This is a genomic window from Undibacter mobilis (genome assembly GCF_003367195.1).
GTDB classification, from domain to species: Bacteria; Pseudomonadota; Alphaproteobacteria; order Rhizobiales; family Xanthobacteraceae; genus Pseudolabrys; species Pseudolabrys mobilis.
Window position 1 is genome coordinate 2438089 of the sequence record NZ_QRGO01000001.1, and the last position, 20412, is coordinate 2458500.

21 protein-coding genes, 1 pseudogene and 1 riboswitch are annotated in these 20412 nt (G+C 63.5%); of the genes and pseudogenes, 17 read left to right on the forward strand and 5 right to left on the reverse strand.

The window, feature by feature from the left end:
• The first annotated feature begins 69 nt into the window (after window positions 1–69).
• A complete protein-coding gene (locus DXH78_RS11450) occupies window positions 70–987 on the forward strand; it encodes a c-type cytochrome (protein ID WP_115517149.1) in 918 nt (305 codons plus the stop codon).
• Window positions 988–1055: 68 nt separating this feature from the next.
• Window positions 1056–2003 carry a DMT family transporter gene (locus DXH78_RS11455; protein ID WP_115517150.1) on the forward strand — a complete coding sequence of 316 codons (948 nt, stop codon included), beginning with the start codon at window positions 1056–1058 and terminating at the stop codon, window positions 2001–2003.
• A gap of 10 nt (window positions 2004–2013) precedes the next feature.
• Here the strand turns inward: DXH78_RS11455 and DXH78_RS11460 are convergent, their stop codons facing one another.
• Window positions 2014–2256: an Lrp/AsnC ligand binding domain-containing protein gene (locus DXH78_RS11460; RefSeq protein ID WP_115517151.1), complete on the reverse strand. Its 243-nt coding sequence runs from the start codon at window positions 2254–2256 to the stop codon at window positions 2014–2016.
• Between the two features lie 157 nt (window positions 2257–2413).
• A riboswitch (TPP riboswitch) is annotated at window positions 2414–2526 on the forward strand.
• Here DXH78_RS11460 and thiM point away from each other — a divergent pair.
• The 10 genes and pseudogenes from thiM to DXH78_RS11510 all read left to right on the forward strand — a co-directional run bounded on the left by thiM (window position 2514) and on the right by DXH78_RS11510 (window position 10977).
• Window positions 2514–3320, forward strand: a complete 807-nt coding sequence (gene thiM, locus DXH78_RS11465; protein ID WP_115517152.1) for a hydroxyethylthiazole kinase — start codon at window positions 2514–2516, stop codon at window positions 3318–3320. Its footprint overlaps the riboswitch before it by 13 nt.
• A 22-nt stretch (window positions 3321–3342) precedes the next feature.
• The gene (gene thiE, locus DXH78_RS11470; RefSeq protein WP_115517153.1) at window positions 3343–4002 is read left to right on the forward strand and encodes a thiamine phosphate synthase; all 660 of its coding nucleotides are present in this window, start codon (window positions 3343–3345) and stop codon (window positions 4000–4002) included.
• Entirely contained in the window at window positions 3999–4808 is an 810-nt protein-coding gene (gene thiD / locus DXH78_RS11475; RefSeq protein WP_115517154.1) for a bifunctional hydroxymethylpyrimidine kinase/phosphomethylpyrimidine kinase, read from the forward strand. Before thiE ends, thiD begins: the two co-directional genes overlap by 4 nt.
• Window positions 4805–5884 (forward strand): TRAP transporter substrate-binding protein, encoded by a 1080-nt coding sequence (locus tag DXH78_RS11480; protein WP_115517155.1) that lies wholly within the window; start codon window positions 4805–4807, stop codon window positions 5882–5884. The genes thiD and DXH78_RS11480 overlap by 4 nt, the downstream gene beginning before the upstream one ends.
• Before the next feature lie 440 nt (window positions 5885–6324).
• Entirely contained in the window at window positions 6325–6996 is a 672-nt protein-coding gene (locus tag DXH78_RS11485) for an outer membrane protein (RefSeq protein WP_115517156.1), read from the forward strand.
• Window positions 6997–7123: 127 nt separating this feature from the next.
• Window positions 7124–7562, forward strand: a pseudogene (locus DXH78_RS20115) (IS1595 family transposase); the annotation flags it as partial.
• 114 nt (window positions 7563–7676) lie between these two features.
• On the forward strand, window positions 7677–7952 hold the full coding sequence (locus DXH78_RS11495) for a hypothetical protein (protein WP_115517158.1): 276 nt from the start codon (window positions 7677–7679) through the stop codon (window positions 7950–7952).
• 182 nt (window positions 7953–8134) lie between these two features.
• Entirely contained in the window at window positions 8135–8671 is a 537-nt protein-coding gene (locus DXH78_RS11500) for a hypothetical protein (RefSeq protein WP_115517159.1), read from the forward strand.
• A 271-nt stretch (window positions 8672–8942) separates the two neighbouring features.
• Window positions 8943–9683, forward strand: a complete 741-nt coding sequence (locus DXH78_RS11505; protein ID WP_115517160.1) for a hypothetical protein — start codon at window positions 8943–8945, stop codon at window positions 9681–9683.
• On the forward strand, window positions 9643–10977 hold the full coding sequence (locus DXH78_RS11510) for a DNA-packaging protein (RefSeq protein ID WP_115517161.1): 1335 nt from the start codon (window positions 9643–9645) through the stop codon (window positions 10975–10977). The genes DXH78_RS11505 and DXH78_RS11510 overlap by 41 nt, the downstream gene beginning before the upstream one ends.
• Window positions 10978–11011: 34 nt before the next feature.
• Here DXH78_RS11510 and DXH78_RS11515 read toward each other — a convergent pair whose 3' ends face one another.
• Entirely contained in the window at window positions 11012–12037 is a 1026-nt protein-coding gene (locus DXH78_RS11515; RefSeq protein WP_115517162.1) for an RES domain-containing protein, read from the reverse strand.
• A gap of 555 nt (window positions 12038–12592) precedes the next feature.
• On the opposite strand from DXH78_RS11515, the gene DXH78_RS11520 reads away from it, so the two are divergent.
• Window positions 12593–12955 (forward strand): HIT family protein, encoded by a 363-nt coding sequence (locus DXH78_RS11520; RefSeq protein WP_115517163.1) that lies wholly within the window; start codon window positions 12593–12595, stop codon window positions 12953–12955.
• A 264-nt stretch (window positions 12956–13219) separates the two neighbouring features.
• On the opposite strand, the gene DXH78_RS11525 is transcribed toward DXH78_RS11520, so the two are convergent.
• Both DXH78_RS11525 and DXH78_RS11530 read right to left on the reverse strand, forming a co-directional pair.
• On the reverse strand, window positions 13220–14074 hold the full coding sequence (locus DXH78_RS11525; protein WP_115517164.1) for a fumarylacetoacetate hydrolase family protein: 855 nt from the start codon (window positions 14072–14074) through the stop codon (window positions 13220–13222).
• A 113-nt stretch (window positions 14075–14187) separates the two neighbouring features.
• A complete protein-coding gene (locus DXH78_RS11530) occupies window positions 14188–15096 on the reverse strand; it encodes a methylenetetrahydrofolate reductase (RefSeq protein ID WP_115517165.1) in 909 nt (302 codons plus the stop codon).
• 98 nt (window positions 15097–15194) lie between these two features.
• On the opposite strand from DXH78_RS11530, the gene DXH78_RS11535 reads away from it, so the two are divergent.
• From DXH78_RS11535 to DXH78_RS11550, 4 genes are all read left to right on the forward strand, one after another.
• A complete protein-coding gene (locus DXH78_RS11535) occupies window positions 15195–16019 on the forward strand; it encodes a CoA transferase subunit A (RefSeq protein ID WP_115517166.1) in 825 nt (274 codons plus the stop codon).
• Window positions 16020–16153: 134 nt separating this feature from the next.
• Window positions 16154–16906: a CoA-transferase gene (locus DXH78_RS11540; protein ID WP_115517167.1), complete on the forward strand. Its 753-nt coding sequence runs from the start codon at window positions 16154–16156 to the stop codon at window positions 16904–16906.
• A gap of 116 nt (window positions 16907–17022) precedes the next feature.
• Complete coding sequence (locus tag DXH78_RS11545) at window positions 17023–17919, forward strand: sterol desaturase family protein (RefSeq protein WP_115517168.1); 897 nt, start codon at window positions 17023–17025, stop codon at window positions 17917–17919.
• Between the two features lie 270 nt (window positions 17920–18189).
• Window positions 18190–19539, forward strand: a complete 1350-nt coding sequence (locus tag DXH78_RS11550) for an OmpP1/FadL family transporter (RefSeq protein ID WP_115517169.1) — start codon at window positions 18190–18192, stop codon at window positions 19537–19539.
• 80 nt (window positions 19540–19619) lie between these two features.
• Here DXH78_RS11550 and DXH78_RS11555 read toward each other — a convergent pair whose 3' ends face one another.
• Window positions 19620–20399, reverse strand: coding sequence for an SDR family oxidoreductase (locus tag DXH78_RS11555; RefSeq protein ID WP_115517170.1), 780 nt, complete (start codon window positions 20397–20399; stop codon window positions 19620–19622).
• Window positions 20400–20412 lie beyond the last annotated feature (13 nt).

Below are 20412 nucleotides of genomic sequence, written 5' to 3' on the forward strand. Positions count from 1 at the left end.
CGCACCGCCCTTTCTCTTGAACCGCGGTCGCGGTTAGACTGGTCGCAACGACCGATGGGACATTCTGACATGGCGCGTAAACTGATTGGACTCTTCCTTGTACTCGGCATCGCCGCAATGGCGGCTTTCTGGTTTGTAATCGCGCCGAAGACAGAGCCGGCGGACGCTTTTGCGACGCCGTACAAGGCCGATCTCGCCAATGGCAAGACGATGTTCGACGTCGGCGGCTGCGTGTCCTGCCACACCGACAGCAAGGAGGATCGGACTCGCCTCGGCGGCGGCGTGGCGCTGGGCTCGCCCTTCGGCACATTCTACACGCCGAACATTTCACCCGATCCGGATGACGGCATCGGGCGATGGAGTGAAGCTCAATTCGTCAGTGCCATGCGTTACGGCACGTCGCCGCAAGGCACGCATCTTTATCCGTCGTTTCCATACGCCTCCTATCAGCGCATGAATGTGGACGACGTGCGCGACCTATTCGCCTACATCAAGACGCTGCCTGCGGTGAAGGGCAGGGCACGCGGTCACGACCTGCCATTCCCGTTTAACATCCGTTTGCTGCTTGGCGGTTGGAAGCTTCTTTACCTCGATGACAAGCCGTTCACTCCGGACCCTTCCAGGGACGCGCAATGGAACCGCGGTGCCTACCTTGTCAACGGACCTGGCCACTGTGCCGAATGCCATTCCCCGCGCGACATGATGGGTGGCATCGTTGCAGCAAAGCGTTTCGCCGGCGGTCCCAATCCTGAAGGCGAGGGTTTTGTGCCCAACATTACGCAGCAAGGTCTTGGCTCGTGGTCGGACAAGGACATCGCAGAGTTCCTGAAATCGGGTATGACTCCCGAGTTCGATTCCGCAGGCGGCAGCATGGCTGCGGTCATCCGCAATACGGCGCAGCTCAGCGACGCCGACCGGCTGGCGATGGCGGTCTATATCAAGTCGCTGCCGGCGGTCGCCGGCCCGCCACGGCCGGCGAAAAAGTAAAAGCGGGGCAGCCCGCGCGCTAAAGAGGGGCGACAAGACCGGCGCGGAGAGTTATGGAGGGGTTCTCCATGCATCACCCGTCGCCCGATCTCCTCAAAGCCATCGGCTTCAAGATTTTCTCCGCACTGCTGTTTGCTGCGATGTCCGCGCTCATCCGGCAACTCGGCGAAACCGTGCCGGTGGGGCAGATGGTGTTCTTCCGCTCGGCCTGCGCAATACCTCCGGTGCTGCTGATTTACGCTTTCCGCGGCGAGATCATGACCGCTGTGCGCACCAACCGCATCTTCGGTCATCTTGGTCGCGGGACCGTCAGTGTTTGTGGCATGTTCTCGAATTTTGCCGCGCTGGCGCGGCTGCCGCTGGCGGATGCCACCGCTATTCAGTTCGGCTCGCCCCTGATCACGGTGGCGCTCGCCGCTCTTATCCTCAAGGAGCGTGTACGCGTCTTCCGCTGGACCGCAGTCGTTGTCGGCTTTGTCGGCGTGATTGTGATGCTCATTCCGAATTTTGATCCGGGCCGTTATACTGCGGTCGGTGTAGGTGCCGCTGCGGCGGTCGGCTCGATATTCGCGGTCATTGCCGCCTTCTGTAACGCCGGTGCCGTGATCCAGACGCGGCGGCTGACGCAAAGCGAATCGACGTCGTCGATCGTTTTTTACTTCTCGCTGTCCTGCGCCTTGGTCGGCGCGGCGACGCTTCCCTTTGCCTGGTACACGCCGACCCGCGAGGAGCTGATGGCGCTCGTCGCCACCGGCATTCTCGGCGGCATCGCGCACATTTTTCTGACCGAGAGCTACCGTCACGCCACCGCGTCGGTGATCGCGCCGTTCGACTACACGTCGCTGATCTGGGCGCTGCTGCTGGGCTACTGGTTCTTCGGCGAACTGCCGAGCACGCTGGTCTATGTCGGCGCGTCCATCGTGGCTGGCGCCGGGCTGGCGGTGCTGTGGCGCGAGCGGCGCCTCGGTATTGACCGGGCCCCCGAAGCCGAAGGCCCGCGGCGGCCGGAAATTTGACGTTACAAAGCTACGCGGTAAATGCCTTAAAGGTGATGATTGTGTAGGTGTCCTTGATCCCCGGGATGCAATGCACCTTTTCGTTCACGAAGTGGCCGATATCGATCTTGTCGTCCACGTAGAACTTCACCAGCAGATCGTAATCGCCGGCGGTCGAATAGATCTCCGAGGCAATCTCGGCCTCCGCCAGTTCGTTGGCGACCTGATAGGCCTTGCCGAGCTCGCATTTGATTTGGACGAAGAACGGGGTCATTGCGGTGGGGTCTCCGGGGTGCCGGGGCGTTTCCTGCAACACAGCAAAATCGCGCCAGCCTGGCAAGGTACCGGTTTGGACACCGGTTTTCCCGGTCTTCCGGCCGCCTGATCGAAGCGCTCTTGCCTTGCTGCGCCAGTGCGTCTAGGTATCGTTCAGCGATCTCGTGGGGTGTCCGGCAACGTGCCGGACTGAGAGGCCGGAAGTCTGGCCAACCCAACGAACCTGATCCGGGTCATGCCGGCGGAGGGAGAGAGATGCAGGAACCGATAGCCCCACTGCGCCAGTTCACATCGCCTGCGGAGTTTGTCTCCGCGGTCGCGGCCGTGCTCGAGCGCGTGCGCACCAAGGCGCCGCGCGTCCACTGCATCACCAATTCTGTGGCGGAAAACTTCACCGCCAACGTCCTCCTCGCGTTGGGCGCCGTTCCCTCCATGACCTTGTCGCCGGTGGAGATTGGCGCTTTTGTCGCCCGCGCCGATGCCTTGCTGGTCAATCTCGGCACGTTTGGCCGCGAGCGCCGCGAGGCGACCTCGATCGCGGTCGATACCGCGAACCAGGGCGGGTTACCGTGGATTCTCGATCCCGTTTTTGTCGATCGCGCGCCGCCGCGGGCAACTTACGCACAGGATCTGCTGTTCCTCCGCCCCACGGCAATGCGGCTGAACGCGGCCGAATTTGCGACGCTTGCCGGCGCCGGCGACCAACTCGCCGATCTGCGCGCCTATGCACGCGAGCGCGATATCGCGATCGGCCTGTCGGGCGCGCGAGACCTGATTGCCGACGGCCGGCGTGCGGTCACGCTCGCCAATGGCGATGCGATGATGGCGCGGATCACAGCGATGGGGTGCGCCGCTTCGGCAATGGTCGGGGCCTGTCTGGCCGTCGAGAAAGATGCATTTGTCGCGACTGCGGCGGCGCTGACGATTGTCGGTGTGGCCGGTGAAATGGCGGCGGAAACCGCGCGGGGCCCGGGCAGCTTCGCGGTGGCGATCCTCGACGCACTTTATTCCATCGATAGTGACACGCTCGCGGCACGGGCCCGCGTCACTGTGACCGAGTAACGATCTGCAAAGGTAGCGACCGATGACGCTCGATCTTAGCCTCTATGCCCTTGTCGATCCGGCGGTTGCCGGCGGGCGTTCGCTGCCCGGCCTCGCGGCCCTGATTGCCGATAGCGCGACTTTGGTGCAGCTCCGCGACAAGCATGGTTCGACCCGTGTCATGATCGAGGAGGCGCGCGATGTCATGGCGGTGTTGCGGCCGCGCGGCGTGCCGCTCCTGATCAATGACCGTATTGATGTTGCGCTCGCTTCCGGGGCGCATGGCGTGCACATCGGCTGGGACGACATGGATGCCGTTGATGCGCGCCGTCTTCTCGGCAAGGATGCGATTATTGGCTTGAGTATTAAAACGGCTGAGCAGGCGGCGGCCGCGCCGCTCGATCTGCTGAATTACGTCGCCATCGGCGGCGTTTACGCGACAACGTCGAAGGACAATGCCTCGACCCCGATCGGCACCGATGGCTTGCGCGATCTCGGCGCCGTCATACGCGCCCGCAAGCCGGGCTATCCAATTTGTGCCATTGCCGGGATCACCGCCGATAATGCCGGCGAGGTGATTGCCGCCGGTGCCGATGGCGTCGCGGTGATCTCGGCGCTGTCGCTCGCGCTTGATCCGGCCGATGCGGCGCGGCGCTTGCGTGCCGCGGTTGACGGTGCGCTTGCCGGGCGGAGTGGGGCATGACACCGGTCGCGCTGACCATCGCCGGTTCGGATTCCGGTGGTGGCGCCGGCATCCAGGCCGACCTCAAAGCCTTCGCGGCCAATGAGGTGTTCGGCACGTCGGTCATCACCGCACTGACGGCGCAGAACACGCAAGGCGTCTCGGCGATTCACGACGTGCCGTTGGTGTTCATAGCGGCGCAGATGGAGGCGGTGTTCGCCGACTTCGATGTGGCGGCGGTCAAGATCGGCATGCTGTCGCGCGCCGAGACCATCCGCATCGTCGCCGCCGAGCTGCGGCGCCGCAACGCGCGGCACATCGTGCTCGATCCGGTGATGGTCGCGACCTCCGGGGACCGGCTGCTGAGCGAGGACGCCGTCGCCGCGCTGCGCGGCGACCTGATGCCGCTCGCCGAGATCGTCACGCCCAATCTGCACGAGGCCGCGGCGCTGACCGGCCGGCCGCTCGCGCGCAACGAGGCGGAGATGGAAGCGCAGGCGCGCGACATCTTCGCCTTCGGCCCGCGCTGGGTGCTGGTCAAGGGCGGTCACGGGGACAGCGCCGAAGCCGTCGATCTGCTGCTCGGCGGCGACGGCGCGGTGACGCGGCTGGGGGCGAGGCGCATCGACACCCGGAATACCCACGGCACCGGGTGCACCTTGTCCTCCGCCATCGCCGCGAACCTCGCCAAGGGCATGGACCTGATCGCCGCCGTGCGCGCCGCCAAGGATTACGTCACCGGCGCCATCGCCGCCGCCGACGCGCTCAAGGTCGGCCACGGCCACGGCCCGCTCAATCACTTCTACAAGTTCTGGAGACAGCCATGACGACCCGCCGCCAGTTCACGCTCGCCGCCGCCACCGGCCTTGCCGCCACCGCCACGCTCGCCGCGCCGACCATCGCCCGCGCGCAGACGGTGAAGTGGCGCATGGTGACGTCATGGCCGAAGCGCTTGCCGGGCCCGGGCATGTCGGCCGAGCGCGTCGCCGAGCGCATCCGCACGCTGTCGAACGGGCGCCTCGACATCAGCGTCTCCGCCGCCGGCGAAATCGTCCCCGCCTTCGGCGTGCTCGAGGCGGTCGGCAACGGCGTCGCCGAGATCGGCCACACCGCTTCGTTCTACTGGCAGGGCAAGATGGCGGCCGCGCCCTTCTTCACCACGGTGCCGTTCGGCCTGACGCCGGCCGAGCACGTCGCCTGGATCGACGCCGGCGGCGGCCAGGCCTTGTGGGACGAGTTGTACAAGCCCTTCGGCGTCAAGCCGTTCATGGGCGGCAACACCGGCGTCTGCATGGGCGGCTGGTTCCGCCGCGAGATCAAGAGCCTTGCCGAACTGCGCGGGCTCAAGCTGCGCTCGCTCGGCTTAGGGGGCGAGGTCTATCGCCGGCTCGGGGCGACGCCGCAGACGACGTCGCCCGCCGAAATTCTCACCAGCATCCAGTCCGGCGTCATCGACGGCGCCGAATTCGTCGGCCCCGGCACCGACATCGCGCTCGGGCTCTATCGCGCCGCGCCGTTCTATTACTATCCCGGCTTCAACAAGCCGAACGGCACCGGCGAGGCCATCGTGTCGCTGAAGGCGTGGGAGACGCTGGCGCCCGATCTCAAGGCCGTGGTCGCGCATGCCTGCGCCACCGAAGCCAGTTACGCGCTGGCGGAAATGGAGCGGCTCAATGCGCAGGCGCTCGGCGTGCTGATCAAGGAGCACAACGTCAAGCTGGCGCCGTTCCCGGCGGATGTCATCGCCGCGGCACGCCGCCAGGCCGACGATGTCGTCGCCGAACTCGGCGCGCGCGATGCGATCGCCGGCAAGATCCACGACTCCTACAAGGCGTTCCGCGACAGCGTCGCCGACTGGTCGCGCGTGTCGATCGAAGCGGTGCTGCGCGCGCGCGTGGGGTAGATGAGTCTTTGTCAGTCCGGGGCACGCCGGCAGGCGTGAACCCGGAATCCAGCCGCATCGTTTTTCGTTGCTTGTCGGGTTCCGGATCGCCGCTGTGCGGCGTCCGGAATGACGAGGGCGCCGGCGAATTCATCATTCATTAACGATGGAACTTTTGCGGCGTTGTTTATTCCGAATCGCCGCCGCATCGCCATGAACGGCCTTTTGCCGCGCGCTGCGCCGAACCGGCTTTAGAAAAAGCGCGATAAATACGGGCTTTTTGCGTTTAACCCGGCCTTAACCACAGATGGTCCATCTCTATTAACCATACGCACTGCTTCAAATGCGTATGCGTGTTTCGCCGGCCCGGTGGCTGGCTCCCGTGGTGGCTCCTGCCAGCGCGGTCGTAAGGGGTTCGAGCGCCAGACCGATTTGCGGCTCTGGTCAAAAAGGAGATCAACATGAAGCGTCTATCGATGGCCATGACTGTCGGCCTGTTTGTTGCGGCGGCGGCAGCGCCGTCGTTTGCCGCTGACCTGCCGCGCCCGTCCTACAAGGCGCCGGTCTACGCCCCGGCCTACTACAACTGGACCGGCTTCTACGCCGGTATCAACGCCGGCTACGGCTTCGGTAAGTCCGACTGGTCGGGCGCCGGTGGCACCGGTTCGACCAAGCCGAAGGGCGCGCTGGCCGGCATCACGCTCGGCTACAACCTGCAGACCGGTTCGTGGGTCTGGGGTCTGGAAGCCGACTTCGACTACAGCTGGATGAAGGGTTCGGATTCGGCCGGCACCGGCGTTTGCACCGGCGCGGGCTGCGAAACCAAGATGACCTGGTTCGGCACCGGCCGCGGCCGTCTCGGCTACGCCGGCTGGGATCGCTGGCTGCCTTACGTGACCGGCGGTCTGGCCTACGGCAACATCAAGGCGACGCCGAACGTCGGCGGCGACTGGTCGAAGACCAAGCTGGGCTGGACTGTCGGCGGCGGCGTCGAATACGCGCTGCTCGCCAACTGGACCACCAAGGTCGAATATCTCTACGCCGACCTCGGCACCGTCTCGGGCGGCACGCCGGGCAACGACGTGACCCTCAAGACGCACCTCGTTCGCGCCGGCCTGAACTACCGCTTCTAAGTTTTCTGCAGCTTCGAGCGCAGAAAGCGCTCAAGCGAAAAGCCCGGGGGAAACCCCGGGCTTTTTTTTGTTTGGGGGGAGGTCGGTGCGAGCCGTTCTCTGTATAAGAAAATAGGGTGGCCGCTCTGGCCCGTCCGGTAAGCGCGCCATCGTCTCGCTTGTCGAGCGCGGCGGCGAGGTCCGTTCCTTCCATGTTGTCGTAGCCGATCAGACCACGGTGCAGGCGATCATCTCGCAGAACATCGCCAAGGAAACGATGCACCGATGAAAGCCGCCGCTATCACGGCTCCATGCTCCACGGCCTGTCAGGCCACGAAACGGTCAAGCACTCCGCCAAGGAATATGTGCGCGGCATCGTTCACACGAACACCATTGAAGGCGTCTTTTCGATCTTCAAGCGCGGTATGCGCGGCAACTATCAGCACTGTGCTGAAAAGAACCTGCACCGTTATCTCGCCGAATTTGATTTCCGGTATTTCACCCGCGCCATGACGGATGGGGAACGTGCGGCGCTCGCCGTTAAGTGCGGTGAAGGTAAGCGCCTCACGTATCGTCAACCTCACTAAGCCTGTTTTAAAACACGTAGCACAGCGGTTTATTCGCTGGCGAAATAAACAAAAGACTCCGACGCTTCTCAAGGTTAGGATTGACCAGAAATGGACAACTAGCTGAGGGAAACAATGGCCATTAAAGACGTCAAGATCGAAACGAGGCTTACGACACTCGAATACATGCTGCAGCGCCTGTATCTGATAACATACGCTGCAAATGGAATGACAAGCGACCAGATAAAAGTTGGCCATGAAAATATGCGGCAAAAGCGCAGAACAGAACAGTGGCCGTCATCAGACCCGGCATTATCAGCATTTGTAGCCGGCGAGATTGAGGAAGCGTTTGACAACTTCTTGCTCGGTCTAGAGTCGATGCTGGAAAATCAGGGGCTATTGAAAAAATAGAATTATCATTCATGTGCTGCTCTTGGTCGCCGCCTTCTTGGCGCGCATCTTTTTTCGTTTTCCTAAAGAACGAGACTCGCCCTCCCGAGTCAGGATATCCTAGGGGGCGGGGAGCCGGCGAGCGCCCCACCTAATATTTTCTCCAGCCGCCGATCTGCATCTTTCGACGATGGCTTTTTCAAATGAAAAACTCCCAAGGACTCGCATTAAGAAACGAATACACAAGATTAGTCGGCCTATTTCAGGGTGCATGGGCATCCCTTGAACTAACAACAGACTACGCCATCGGCCAGTTTCTAAACGTAACTCACGAGCAATGCCACCTCATCACGGCAGGCATGATGTTCGGCAGGAAAAGTCGACTTCTGGCCGATCTCATCAAGCGAAGCGATCACCCTCAAAAGTCGAAGATTTTAGAGCCGTTTAACAAAATTAGAGGGATGAGCAAGAGAGACGTATTTGCTCACGGCTACATAAGAGGCGACGCCGAAAGCGTAACATTTTTAGAGCGGGCAGCGGGTGGGGAGTTTAAGGCCACAGAACACACATTCACTTTCATGGAATTCCAAATCCATGTTGCCACCATCGCAAAGCTGGCCACTGAATTCTATGAGGCCTTAGGCTGCACTAGGGAACAAGTTAGCGACTTCGCAAACGCAGCGTTGAGCCTCAACCGCAAATCGAAAAAATCGCCAGAAACGCCCAAATCCAGGGCGTGATGATTGATTGCCTACCAATCGTTATAGGCATCCTCTAAAGCTGCAGAGACTTCATCGGGCGCGCCAATCCGATCCGCCGAAGCGGTTACGGATGCGACTTTTTCTGTATGTCGGCTCATGTGGTGCCAACTACGTAACTAAGAAAATAGTCCTTGACAGCGTGACGCTCCCCGGCTAGATATCCGGCACGCTGGCGGTCTGTGCCCGGTGAGCTTTGCTCCCGCGCCGGCCGCCTTTGTTTTTCAAACACAGCAGCCAACCGGAGTTCGCCATGGCCAAACGCCGCCGTGCGGGCCGCCCTGTGTCTGCCGCCCGCGCAAAGACGCGTGCCTCAGCGCCCAGAAGTCCGCTCAAGCCCGCCGCCAAGCATATCATCACCGTGAAGCGCTTCGGGCGCCGCGCGCCGTCGCCGATGAATTTCACCGACAATCTGCTTGCCGATGCGCGGCGCCGTTACGAAACGACGCTCGAGCCGCTCACCTGGATCGCGCAGGATCTCGATGTCTGCCGCACGACGCTCAGATCGTTCGCGGCAAGAAACGGCTGGGTTCGCTTCAACGCGCCGCCGCTCGATATCAGTCCGGCGGCGCGGCTGGCGCAGCAGACCGACGCTTTCGTGAGGGCAACGCGGTCGCTCGCGCCGCCGCCGGCCGATCCTGCGCCGGATGGGCCGGAGGCGGCCGAATGGTTGCGCCGCGAGCTTCAGGCGCAAATCCGCGTCATCAAAGAACTGCGCGAGAAAGAGCGCGCCGAGTCGCTGACCGTGGAGGACGGGCTCAAGCTGGGGCGCATGCTGGTGCAGCTCACCGACACGTTCCTCAAACTCAATCATCACACCAGCGGCGTTTCGCGTCATGCCGGCGACATTGCCGACGACCTCGCCGACGACCTCCCGGAGGACATCGATGAATTCCGTATCGATCTTGCGCGCCGCATTGACGCCTTTGTCGCAAGCCGGCGCAACGCTGGCGATGGTGCGGGCGCTGCCGCCGCGCCTGCTGGCGGCGCTTGACCGCGACTTCATCACGCTCGCGCACGCGCATCAGGAGCCGCCGCTTCACGCCAACAATGGCGGACCGTGGACCACCTGGCTGATGCTGGGCGGGCGCGGCGCCGGCAAGACGCGGCTCGGGGCCGAATGGGTGAGGGCGCAGGTGGCCGGCACGCCGCCTTATGCGCGACACCGCGCCGCCGCGATCGCGCTGGTCGGCGAGACCGAGCACGACGTGCGCGAGGTGATGATCGAGGGGCCGTCCGGGCTGTTGCGGGCCTGCCCGCGCGGCGAGCGGCCGTCATGGACCGCGACGCGCCGCCGGCTGGAATGGCCGAGCGGCGCGGTGGCCTATGCCTTCTCCGCGGAAGACCCGGAGCAACTGCGCGGGCCGCAATTCGACGCCGCCTGGTGCGACGAACTCGCCAAGTGGAAGCACGCCGACGCGACCTTCGACAATCTGCAGTTCGGCCTGCGGCTGGGGCCGCAGCCGCGCCAACTCGTCACCACGACGCCGAAGCCGATCGCGCTGCTCAAGCGCCTCGTCACCGACGCGCGCACCGCGGTGACGCGCGCTTCGACGCACGCCAACGCCGCGCATTTGTCGCCGGCCTTCATCGAGGCGGTGATCGGCCGCTATGCCGGCACGCGGCTGGGGCGGCAGGAGATCGACGGCGAGATCATCGAGGACCGCGCCGACGCGCTGTGGTCGCGCGCGGCGATCGAGGCGGCGCGGGTGGAGACGGCGCCGCCGCTGGTTCGCATTGTCGTCGGCGTCGATCCGCCGAGCTCGGCGCGGGCCGGCGCGGACGCCTGCGGCATCGTCGCGGCGGGCATCACCGAAGGCGGCATCGTCTATGTGCTGGAGGATGCGACCGTGCAGGGCCTGCCGCCGGACGGCTGGGCGTTGCGCGCGGTGGCCTTGTATCGGCGGCTCCAGGCCGACGCCATCGTCGCCGAGGTCAACATGGGCGGCGACATGGTGCGCGCGGTGCTGCAGCAGATCGACCGCGCCGTGCCGGTGAAGCAGGTGCATGCGACGCGCGGCAAGTATCTGCGCGCCGAACCCGTCGCGGCGATGTATGCGCAAGGCAAGGTGAAGCATGTCGGCGCGGCCTTCGCCGCGCTGGAAGACCAGATGTGCGACTTCGCAACCGGCGGCCTGCCGGGCGGCGCCTCGCCCGACCGCCTCGACGCGCTGGTGTGGGCGGTGACGGAGCTGACCAAGCACGGCGAGTGGGTGGGGCCGCGGATCAGGAGTCTGGGGAGCGACCGGCCACCCTTCGTGCCGTACTGGGCGCAGTGGGTGAGGTAGGGGGTGGGGGGGCGAAGAGGCTAGAGGTGGGTGATTATCCAGGCTCGATTGTTTTGCCGGTGTCTATGTCAGTCAAAACCCAGTGTGCATGTTTTCCATCCTTTGAAATCTGGTAATCCCCATCCGCGTCAAGTCCAGGCTCGTAAACGGCCTGAGCCTTTTGTTTCGGTTTTAAGGTCCAATTCTTAATGCGCCCCATCCATTTCAAATTCCCTGCCTCGTTAAAATCATGAGCGGCGTCCAGATAGCCGATGTCGAAGGCAGCTTCTCGTCTTTCCTTGATGCGAATGCGCACAGCTTTTCGAAATTCAAGATGATTATCTACGAACCAAGGCTGAATGCCAATGTTGTCGCCATTAGCAAACATGCGGACCGAAGGATACAGAACGCCTGCAAACTTCGCATTCTGATCCGGAATCTCTCCCAAATGTAACTCGCCTATTGCGGCCGTCAGCTTATATCGATTGCGTTCATCGGCATCGACTTGTCGCGTGAAGTATTTGCTGAATGCTTCCTTTAGTTCTCGGGCATCATCTTTCGACATCAGCCGTTCTGCGACCTCCTTCGGGAGTGTCGCCATGGCAAGCGTTTGTTCGCTGCTGCCCATCTCCTGCTTTTGGTTCCAATCGGGCACCGGTCGTTTCGCGCCAAGTTGTTCAAAGGCGAACTCGGTGTAACCGATATTATTGACAAACATGCGCTCCTTCGTCTTCCAGAAGGAAAGCACCAGTTCGTCGCCGGCCTTAAGTCCGGGGATTTCGAAGAATACGGCCTCTTTATGCATTGCGCCATAGAAGACTGGTTCCCCCGTGCGGTTAAGACGCCCGAGCATTGTCTTCGAAGCTGGCGGATAAATCAGATCGGAACGAGTGATGCCTGCGTCCATTCGGAATTCTAGACCGAGTTTACGTGCCCGATAGACAAATGCTCCAGGGTCAAAGATAGGAGATTGAATTTGAAATCCTAACATAAGCGGCTCTAGTCGCCGCTTGATCTCATCAATTTCGAGACGTTCGATGTTCTGTTCGATCTCGTCGAATATGGTTATGTCAACTGACATGACAGGTTCTCAGCGCGTAGGGCGGATTAGCGAAGCGTAATCCGCCGCTGGTGTAAGATCCAATCTGGCGGGTTACGCCTTCGGCTAACCCGCCCTACGAGCAGGATGTCCTAGTAATTTGGTCTATGTTCTCTCGGTGACGACTTGGGCCGTAATTCCGCAAGACACAAAATATGTGTTTCGCGAATATTGCGCCTCTCCGCTTCGGTAACAGCTTTGGGTATCCTGGCCTTAGGTGGCAGCAATATCGGTGGGGAAGTATGCGCCTTCCGTAGCTCATACTTGGTTGGCTTAAATTCGATTACGCGAGGGCGCGCCAGAAACGCGGCATCAGCATGCCTTTCTTGGATACTCTCGTAGTAGGAGGCCCATCCCATTTTCATCACCATAAAAATCGGCAATGAAACTCCAACCTCCAAGCAAGGCGAAAACGAGGCGAGGAGGGCGCCACAAATAAAAACCCCGGGCTCATCACCCGGGGTTTTGTTATTGTCGCGTAGGTGGGCCAGGGCGCGCTGTCGCCGAGCCCACCCGACGAGCCAGAGGATCGATGCCATGCCGGTTACGGATTGTGAGTTGTGTCGCCCCGAAAGCGTTTTGATCGAGGGCTCTCTCGCCTATGTTCGTTACGACAGCAACAGCCTGAGCCGTGGACATGTCCTGGTCGTGCCACGCCGGCACGTCGCCAGCTATTTTGACATGACCGTCGAAGAGAAGGCCGAAATACAATCGCTTCTTGATCGCGCGCAAAGCAAGGTTGCGTCGGATCATTCACCCGACGGCTACAACATCGGCGTCAATATCGGGCGAGCGGCCGGACAAAACCGGATGCACGTGCACGTGCACTTGATCCCGCGTTATAGTGGTGACGTCGTCGATCCGAGCGGCGGAATACGATGCGTTCTCTCAAAGAAATGAGGCGCGCAACGTGACGGCGTCAGAAGACGGCGCGGCGGCACCAACAAAAAACCCCGGGCTCATCACCCGGGGTTTTGTGTTCCTTTCTTCACCCTCCCCTGGAGGGGGAGGGTCGCTGGGCCGAAGCGCGCAGCGCTGAGGCCAGCGGGGTGGGGTGAGCTTCGCGCAGGAAATAAGTTCACCCCACCCCGGCTCGCTGATCGCTCGCCGACCCTCCCCCTCCAGGGGAGGGTGAAGAGAGTGCAGCGCTCCTCAGGACGAGGCTTACTTCTTGAACGCGACGATCTTCTGCTTCTGCTCGCCGAGGCCGTCGATGCCGAGGGTGACGACGTCGCCGGCCTTGAGGAACTGCGGGGTCGGCTTCATGCCAAGGCCGACGCCCGGCGGCGTGCCGGTGATGATGATGTCGCCCGGCTCAAGGACGAACATCTGCGAGCAGTACCAGACGATGAACTCGCAATCGAACACCATGGTCTTGGTGTTGCCGCGCTGGCGCGGCTCGCCGTTGACGTCGAGCCACATGTTGAGGTTCTGCGGGTTCTTCATCTCGTCCTTGGTGACGAACCACGGGCCGATCGGCCCGAAGGTCTCGCAGCTCTTGCCCTTGCCCCACTGGCCGCCCGAGCGCTCGATCTGGAAATTGCGCTCGGAGACGTCGTTGGCGAGGAAGTAGCCGGCGATGGCGTCCTTCGCCTTGGCCTTGTCGAGATAGCGCGCGCGCTTGCCGATGACGATGCCGAGTTCGATTTCCCAATCGAGCTTCAGCGATTCCTTCGGCACGATGGTGTCGTCGTTCGGGCCGCAGATCGACGAGGTGTGCTTCCAGAAGATCACCGGCTCCTTCGGCACGGCGAGGCCCGCTTCGGCGGCGTGGTCGGAGTAGTTGAGGCCAATGGCGACGAAGTTGCGCACATTGCCCATGCAGGGGCCGAGGCGCGGCTTGCCGGAGACCGGCTTCATGCGCTTGAGATTGAGCTTCTTGATTTTGGCGAGACCGCCCGAGGCCAGCATGGCGCCGTCGATATCCTTCACGACGCGCGACAGGTCGCGGATCTTGCCGTCCTCCGCGATGATGCCGGGCTTTTCGCGGCCGGGCGCGCCGTAGCGGACGAGCTTCATGATCGGTCTCCCTTAAAGGTCAGTTTGTTGTTGGTGCCGTCTGGCGAGAGGGCGCGACTATGCGATGACCCAAGGCGACGGGCAAGGGCGAGGGTGCGCGGGGATGGGGCGGCTCAGGCCGACAGGCGCTTGATGCTCGCCCGCGCCGCGCGGATCACCGGCGGCACGGCCTCGTCATTGTTGGGCGCCATGATGTGGACGCCGGCAACGCCGGGGTTGGCGGCGAGCGCGGCGATCAGGTCGACCGCGATGGCGCGGCCTTCCGCGGCCGGATCGGCGGCGGCCTCGAGGCGGGCCACAGTCGCGTCCGGGATGATGGTGCCGAACAGCTTCTCCCGCATCCAGCGCGCCGATTTCGCAGAGCGCAGCGGCGCGATACCGACGATGAGCTTGAGGTGGCCGAGGCCGTGGCCGGCGAGCCGCGCCGTGTAGCGGGCGACCACATCGGGGTCCATGCAGAACTGAGTCTGCGCGAACTGCGCGCCGGCGGCGGCCTTGGCGGCCAGCCCCTTCGGCTCCCAGCCCGGCGGCGGGTCGATCGGCGCATCGGCGGCGCCGAGGAAAAAGGCGGCGGTGCCGGCGACCTTGCGGCCGCCCGGCAGTTCGTGGTCGTCGCGCAGCTTGCGCGCCGTCTCGATGAGGCCGCGGGCGTCGAGATCGAACACGCCCTTGGCGTCGGGCTGGTCGCCGGCGCTGGGATCGTCGCCGCGCAGGATCAGCAGGTTCTGGATGCCGAGCGCGGCGGCGCCCATCAGGTCGCTCTGCAACGCGATGCGGTTGCGGTCGCGGCAGGTGAGCTGGAGGATCGGCTCGATGCCGTCCTGGATCAGGATCGCGGCGGCGGCCAGCGCGCCCATATGCGGACGGGCGCCGGCGCCGTCGGTGACATTGACCGCGTCGGCGAGGCCCTTGAGCGGCGCCGCCTTGGCGGAAAGATCGGCGCGGTCGAACGACACCGGCGGCGTGATTTCCGCGGTGATGACAAAGCGCCCGGCGGCCAGCTTTTGCTGCAATGTGTCCATGCCGCTGGCGTCGCAAAAAACGGTGGACCTGGCAAGCGTGGGGATGGATTGTCAGCGAGCGGCGCCGGTGGGCGCGTGCCCGCATACCGGATGAACACATGACGCTGCAAACGCTGGACGAAGCCATCGCCACCATCACCGATGGCTGCATGCTGATCGTACCGCGCGAAGTCTGCGGCGTGCCGATGGCGGCGACCCGCGCGCTGATCCGGCGCGGCGTGAAGAGCCTGCATCTCGTGGCGCTGCCGACCTCGTCGCTGCAGGCCGACCTGCTGATCGGCGCCGGCTGCGTCGCGACCTTGGAGACGAGCGCGGTGAGCCTTGGCGAACTCGGTCCCGCGCCGCGTTTCACCGCCGCCGTGCTGTCCGGCGCGATCCGGATGAAGGATGCCACGTGCCCGGCGCTGCATGCCGCGCTGCAGGCGGCGGAGAAGGGTGTGCCCTTCATGCCGCTGCGCGGGCTCATCGGCTCGGACGTTCTTAAATATCGCGACGACTGGAAGGTGATCGATTCACCCTTCGGCGAGTCCGATCCGATCGTGCTGCTGCCGGCGATCAACCCGGACGTCGCGCTGTTTCATGCGCCGCTCGCCGACGAACACGGCAATGTGTGGATCGGCCGCCAGCGCGAACTCGTCACCATGGCGCATGCCGCCAAGCGCACCATCGTGACCGTCGAGACAATCGAGAAGCGCAATCTGCTCGACGATCCGATTTACGCCGCCGGCACCTTGCCCGGCTTCTATGTCGACGCCATTGCAGTGGCCGAGAACGGCGCCTGGCCGTTGCCATTGCCGGATCGCTACCGCGCCGATGTCGAGCATCTGGCCATGTACGCCAAGATGGCGACGAGCGAGGCGGGGTTCGGGGAGTATCTGGCGCGCCATGTGTACGCTGAACAACCTTTATCGGCCTCATCCTGAGGAGCGTTGCGTAGCAACGCGTCTCGAAGGACGAGGCCACCCCATCCTTCGAGACGCGCTCCTAACGGAGCGCTCCTCAGGATGAGGGCGGGTTGGATGCAGATACGAATGATAGAGTTGATGCCGGAGTTGTAATGACCTTCCTCCCCGAAGAACTGCTCGCCGACCAGATCGCCACCATCATCGGCGATGTGCGCCATGTCGCTGTCGGCAACGCTTCGCCGATTCCCGCGGCCGCGGCGCTGCTGGCGCGCGAGCGCGGCAAGTTGCAGGGAACGGGCCGGCCCTATGTTTCGCTGCTCGGCAGTTCGCAGCACACCTTCTGGACCGATGGCGGCCGCGAGTTGTTCGACTGCGCCGGGCAGGGGCGCATCGACGTGTTCTTCCTGTCGGGCGGCCAGATCGACGGCGAAGGCAATATCAACCTCGTCGAGATCGGCGACCACGCCCATCCCAAGGTGCGCTTCCCCGGCTCCTACGGTTCGGCGCATCTCTATTATGTCGTGCCGAAGGTGATCCTGTTTCGCACCGAGCATTCGCGCCGCACGCTGGTGCCCAGGGTCGATTTCATCAGCGCCGCGGGCCGAAGCGCGCCGAATGTCCATCGCACCGGCGGCCCGGTGGCGCTCATCACCAACCGTTGCCTGTTCTCGTTCGCCGATGGCCGCTTCACGCTCAAGAGCGTGCATCCCGGCCATACCGTTGAGGAGGTGATCGAGCATACCGGCTTCGACTTCGACCGGCCCGCACAGGTGCCCGAGACGCCGGCGCCGACCGGCGAGACGCTGGCGCTGCTGCGCGACAAGGTGGCGCCGCAGCTCGAGGCGGTCTATCCGCAGTTCGTCGCCAAGGTCTTCGGCCGCCGCGAGAGCGCGCTGTCGGCCTGAACGCCGGCCATGCGACACGCCGTTGTCATTGCCGCGACGTCTGCAGCGGCCTATTAGCCTTTGGACCGATGCCGCCGTCTCTGGCGCACAACGCTTCCCGGAATTAGTGTTCGCCCATGTCCGACTCGACTCTGCCCGCCGCCGCCTCCAGCCGCTTGCGCAATACGATTTCATGGCTCGCCTGGCCGGGGCTGCTGGCGATCTCCATCGCCATCATGGCCTATGGTTTCACCGTGGCGATGCCGGCGCTGTTCTTCAACATCGCCTATCTGCTGCTGGCGCTGTGCCTTTACGGTCTCGAACAGGTCATGCCGCACGAGCGCGTGTGGAACGAGAACGACGGCCAGACCTTCGCCAACATCGCGCACACGCTCACCAGCAAGGGTGTGGTGCAGGCGGCGGTCGTGTTCTCCACCGTCATCGGCATATCGAGCTATGTGACGCCGGCGGCGGAGCCCGGCTATGGCATCTGGCCGCGGTCATGGCCGATGTGGAGCCAGGTGCTGCTCGCCATCGCCGTTGCCGAGTTCGGCCTGTACTGGGGGCATCGGCTGGCTCATGAGTGGCCGTGGCTGTGGCGCTTCCATGCGGTGCATCACAGCGTGACCCGGCTCTGGATCGTGAACACCGGGCGCTTTCATTTCGTCGACAGCTTCAAGAGCATCGCGCTCGGCATGGTGATCCTGCTCGCGCTCGGCGCCCCGATGGAAGTGCTGATCTGGCTGTCGGCCATCACCGCCTTCATCGGCATCCTGACCCATTGCAATATCGACATGAAGTTCGGCCCGCTGTCGTGGTGGTTCAACACGCCGGAACTGCACCGCTGGCACCACAGCAAGGACTTGCGCGAGGGCAACAAGAACTATTCCGAGAACATCATGCTGTGGGACCATGTCTTCGGCACGTTCTATAACGCGCGCGACTATCGCCCGCCGGTCGATATCGGCATTCAGGAAGAGATGCCGCCGGGCTTCCTGCAGCAACTGGCCTGGCCCTTCCGGCGCCGCTCATAACCGCCGCATCATTTTTTTGCGTCGCACAAGAGGCGGCGTTTTCTCCCGGTCCATAAGCCCGCCTTGTTGGGCATTTCCGGTTTTGCAGGCGGGTTCCCGGATGCCTTCGTATTCTGTGACGCGAATGCAACAGCGGGGGAATTTGTCGCAAAAGACGGCCGCGGGCGTGGGTTCCCGTCCATCCGCTCGTTGCCAGTCTGCCGGACTCCCGTCACGATGATGCCTACGAAAGCGCCATCGGAATAAAGGCGCGGCACCGGGGGACGGCAAATGATCAATAAGGGTGGGATGAAATCGCTGCTGCTGGGCTGCGCCAGCATCGGCGTGCTTCTGGCGGCGACCGCGTCGGCGAATGCCGGCGCCTTCGCCTTGCGCGAGCAGAGCGCTTACGGCCAGGGCGCTTCATTCGCCGGCATCGCGGCCGGCGGCGCGCTGTCGTCGATGTTCTGGAACGCTGCGACCATGACGCAGTGGAGCGGCAAGACGATGGAGCTTGGCGTTTCAGGCATCATGCCGAATGCTTCGCACAGTTATACCGCATCGTCGCTGGCGCCGTTCCCCACGCCGGGTGACTCCGGTCTCGACGCTCTGGTGCCGAATTCCTACGGGTCGATGCAGCTGAACAAGAACGTCTGGATCGGCATGGCGGTCAATGCGCCGGTCGGGCTTGGCGTGCATTTTCCGCAGGTCAATGCCGCGTCGAGCGGCAGCGGCAACAGCGCCCAAGTCAAGACCTACAACGTCAATCCGTCGATCGCCTACAAGTTCAACGACATGATCAGCGTCGCGGTCGGCTTTCAGGCGCAGTATATCCAGGCCTCGTATGACGCCTTCCTGGGCACGCAGCCGCGCATCGGCACGCTCAATGGCGCCGACTGGGGCTTCGGCTGGACCGCGGGCATCACGATCACGCCGATGCCGCGGACGACAATTGGTATCGGCTATCGCTCGGCGATCGATCACACTCTCAGCGGTACCTGGGACGTGCCGGCCGCCGTTGCGCCGGGCACGCAGCCGGGCTCCGTCAATCTCGGTCTCAAGCTGCCCGGTACACTGACGGTCGGTTTGCGCCATGGTCTCACCGATCGCTTGACCTTGCTCGCCGGTTTCGAATGGGCCAACTGGAGCCGCATCGGCACCTCGCGCCTGTTGCAGCCGAACGGTAGTGCGGTGACTTTGGTTGTTGGTGGTACGCCGACTCCCGTGACCTTCCCGTTCGAATACAAGGATGGTTACTTCTATTCGCTCGGCGGCGAGTACATGATCAATCCGGCTTGGACCGTGCGCGCCGGTATCGGTTTCGAGAAGAGCCCGATCACGGACGCCGTGCGCACGACGCGTATCCCGGACAATGACCGCATGTGGTACTCGGTCGGCGCCAGCTACAAGCCGGCGAGCATCAAGGGGCTCACCTTCGATATCGGTTACTCGTTCATCGACGTGAAGGATGCCTCGGTGTGTATGGGACCGGCCGCGGCCGGTGGCTGCCCGAGCAATCCGTGGTCTGGCACCACGGCCTATAACGGTACGGTCAAATCCTACATCAACATCGTCTCGGTCGCGCTGCGCTATCAGTGGGATGCCGAGCCGGCGCGGGTGAAGCAAGCCTACCTGAAATAATTCGCAGGCTTCGAGCCTGCCCAAATGAAAAGGCCGGCGGTGACGCCGGCCTTTTATGCTTAAGCGCGCGCCCGAAGACCTTAAAACGCGGTCGGAATGGTGCCGCCGTCGATCAGCAGGTTCTGCCCGGTGATGTAGCCGGCCTGCGCCGAGCACAGGAAGGCGCAAGCCGCGCCGAATTCCTCAGGCGTGCCGAAGCGCTTCGCCGGGATGGTGGCCTTGCGCGCGGCGGCGGCTTCATCGACCGACTTGCCGGTGCGCGTCGCCGTGCCCGCCAGGATGCCCTTGAGGCGGTCGGTGTCGAAGGCGCCGGGCTGGATCGAATTGATGGTCACGTTCTTGTCGGCGACGGTGCGGGCGACGCCGGCAAAGAACGCGGTCAGGCCGGCGCGCGCGCCCGACGACAGATCGAGGCCGGCCAGCGGCGCCTTCACCGAACTCGACGTGATGTTGACGATGCGGCCGAAGCGGCGCTCCGCCATCTTGTCGATGACCTTCTGCGTCAGTTCGATGGCGACCACCATGTTGGCGACGACGCCGTCGAGGATCATCTCGCGCGTGAGTTCGCGGAAGTCGCGCGGCGGCGGGCCGCCATTGTTGTTGACCAGAATGTCGGGGTCGGGGCAGGCGGCGAACAGCGCCTTCTGACCTTCGGCCGTTGCCACGTCGGCGACCACCGCGTGCGTTTTCACGCCGGTCGCCTTGGCGATTTCGGCGGCGGTGGCTTCCACGGTCTTGGCGTCGCGGCCATTGATGACGACTTCGACGCCGGCCTCGGCCAGCGCCATGGCGCAGGCCTTGCCGAGCCCCCGGCTCGACGCGCAGACGATGGCCTTGCGGCCGGCAATACCAAGATCCATGGGGTTTTCCTCG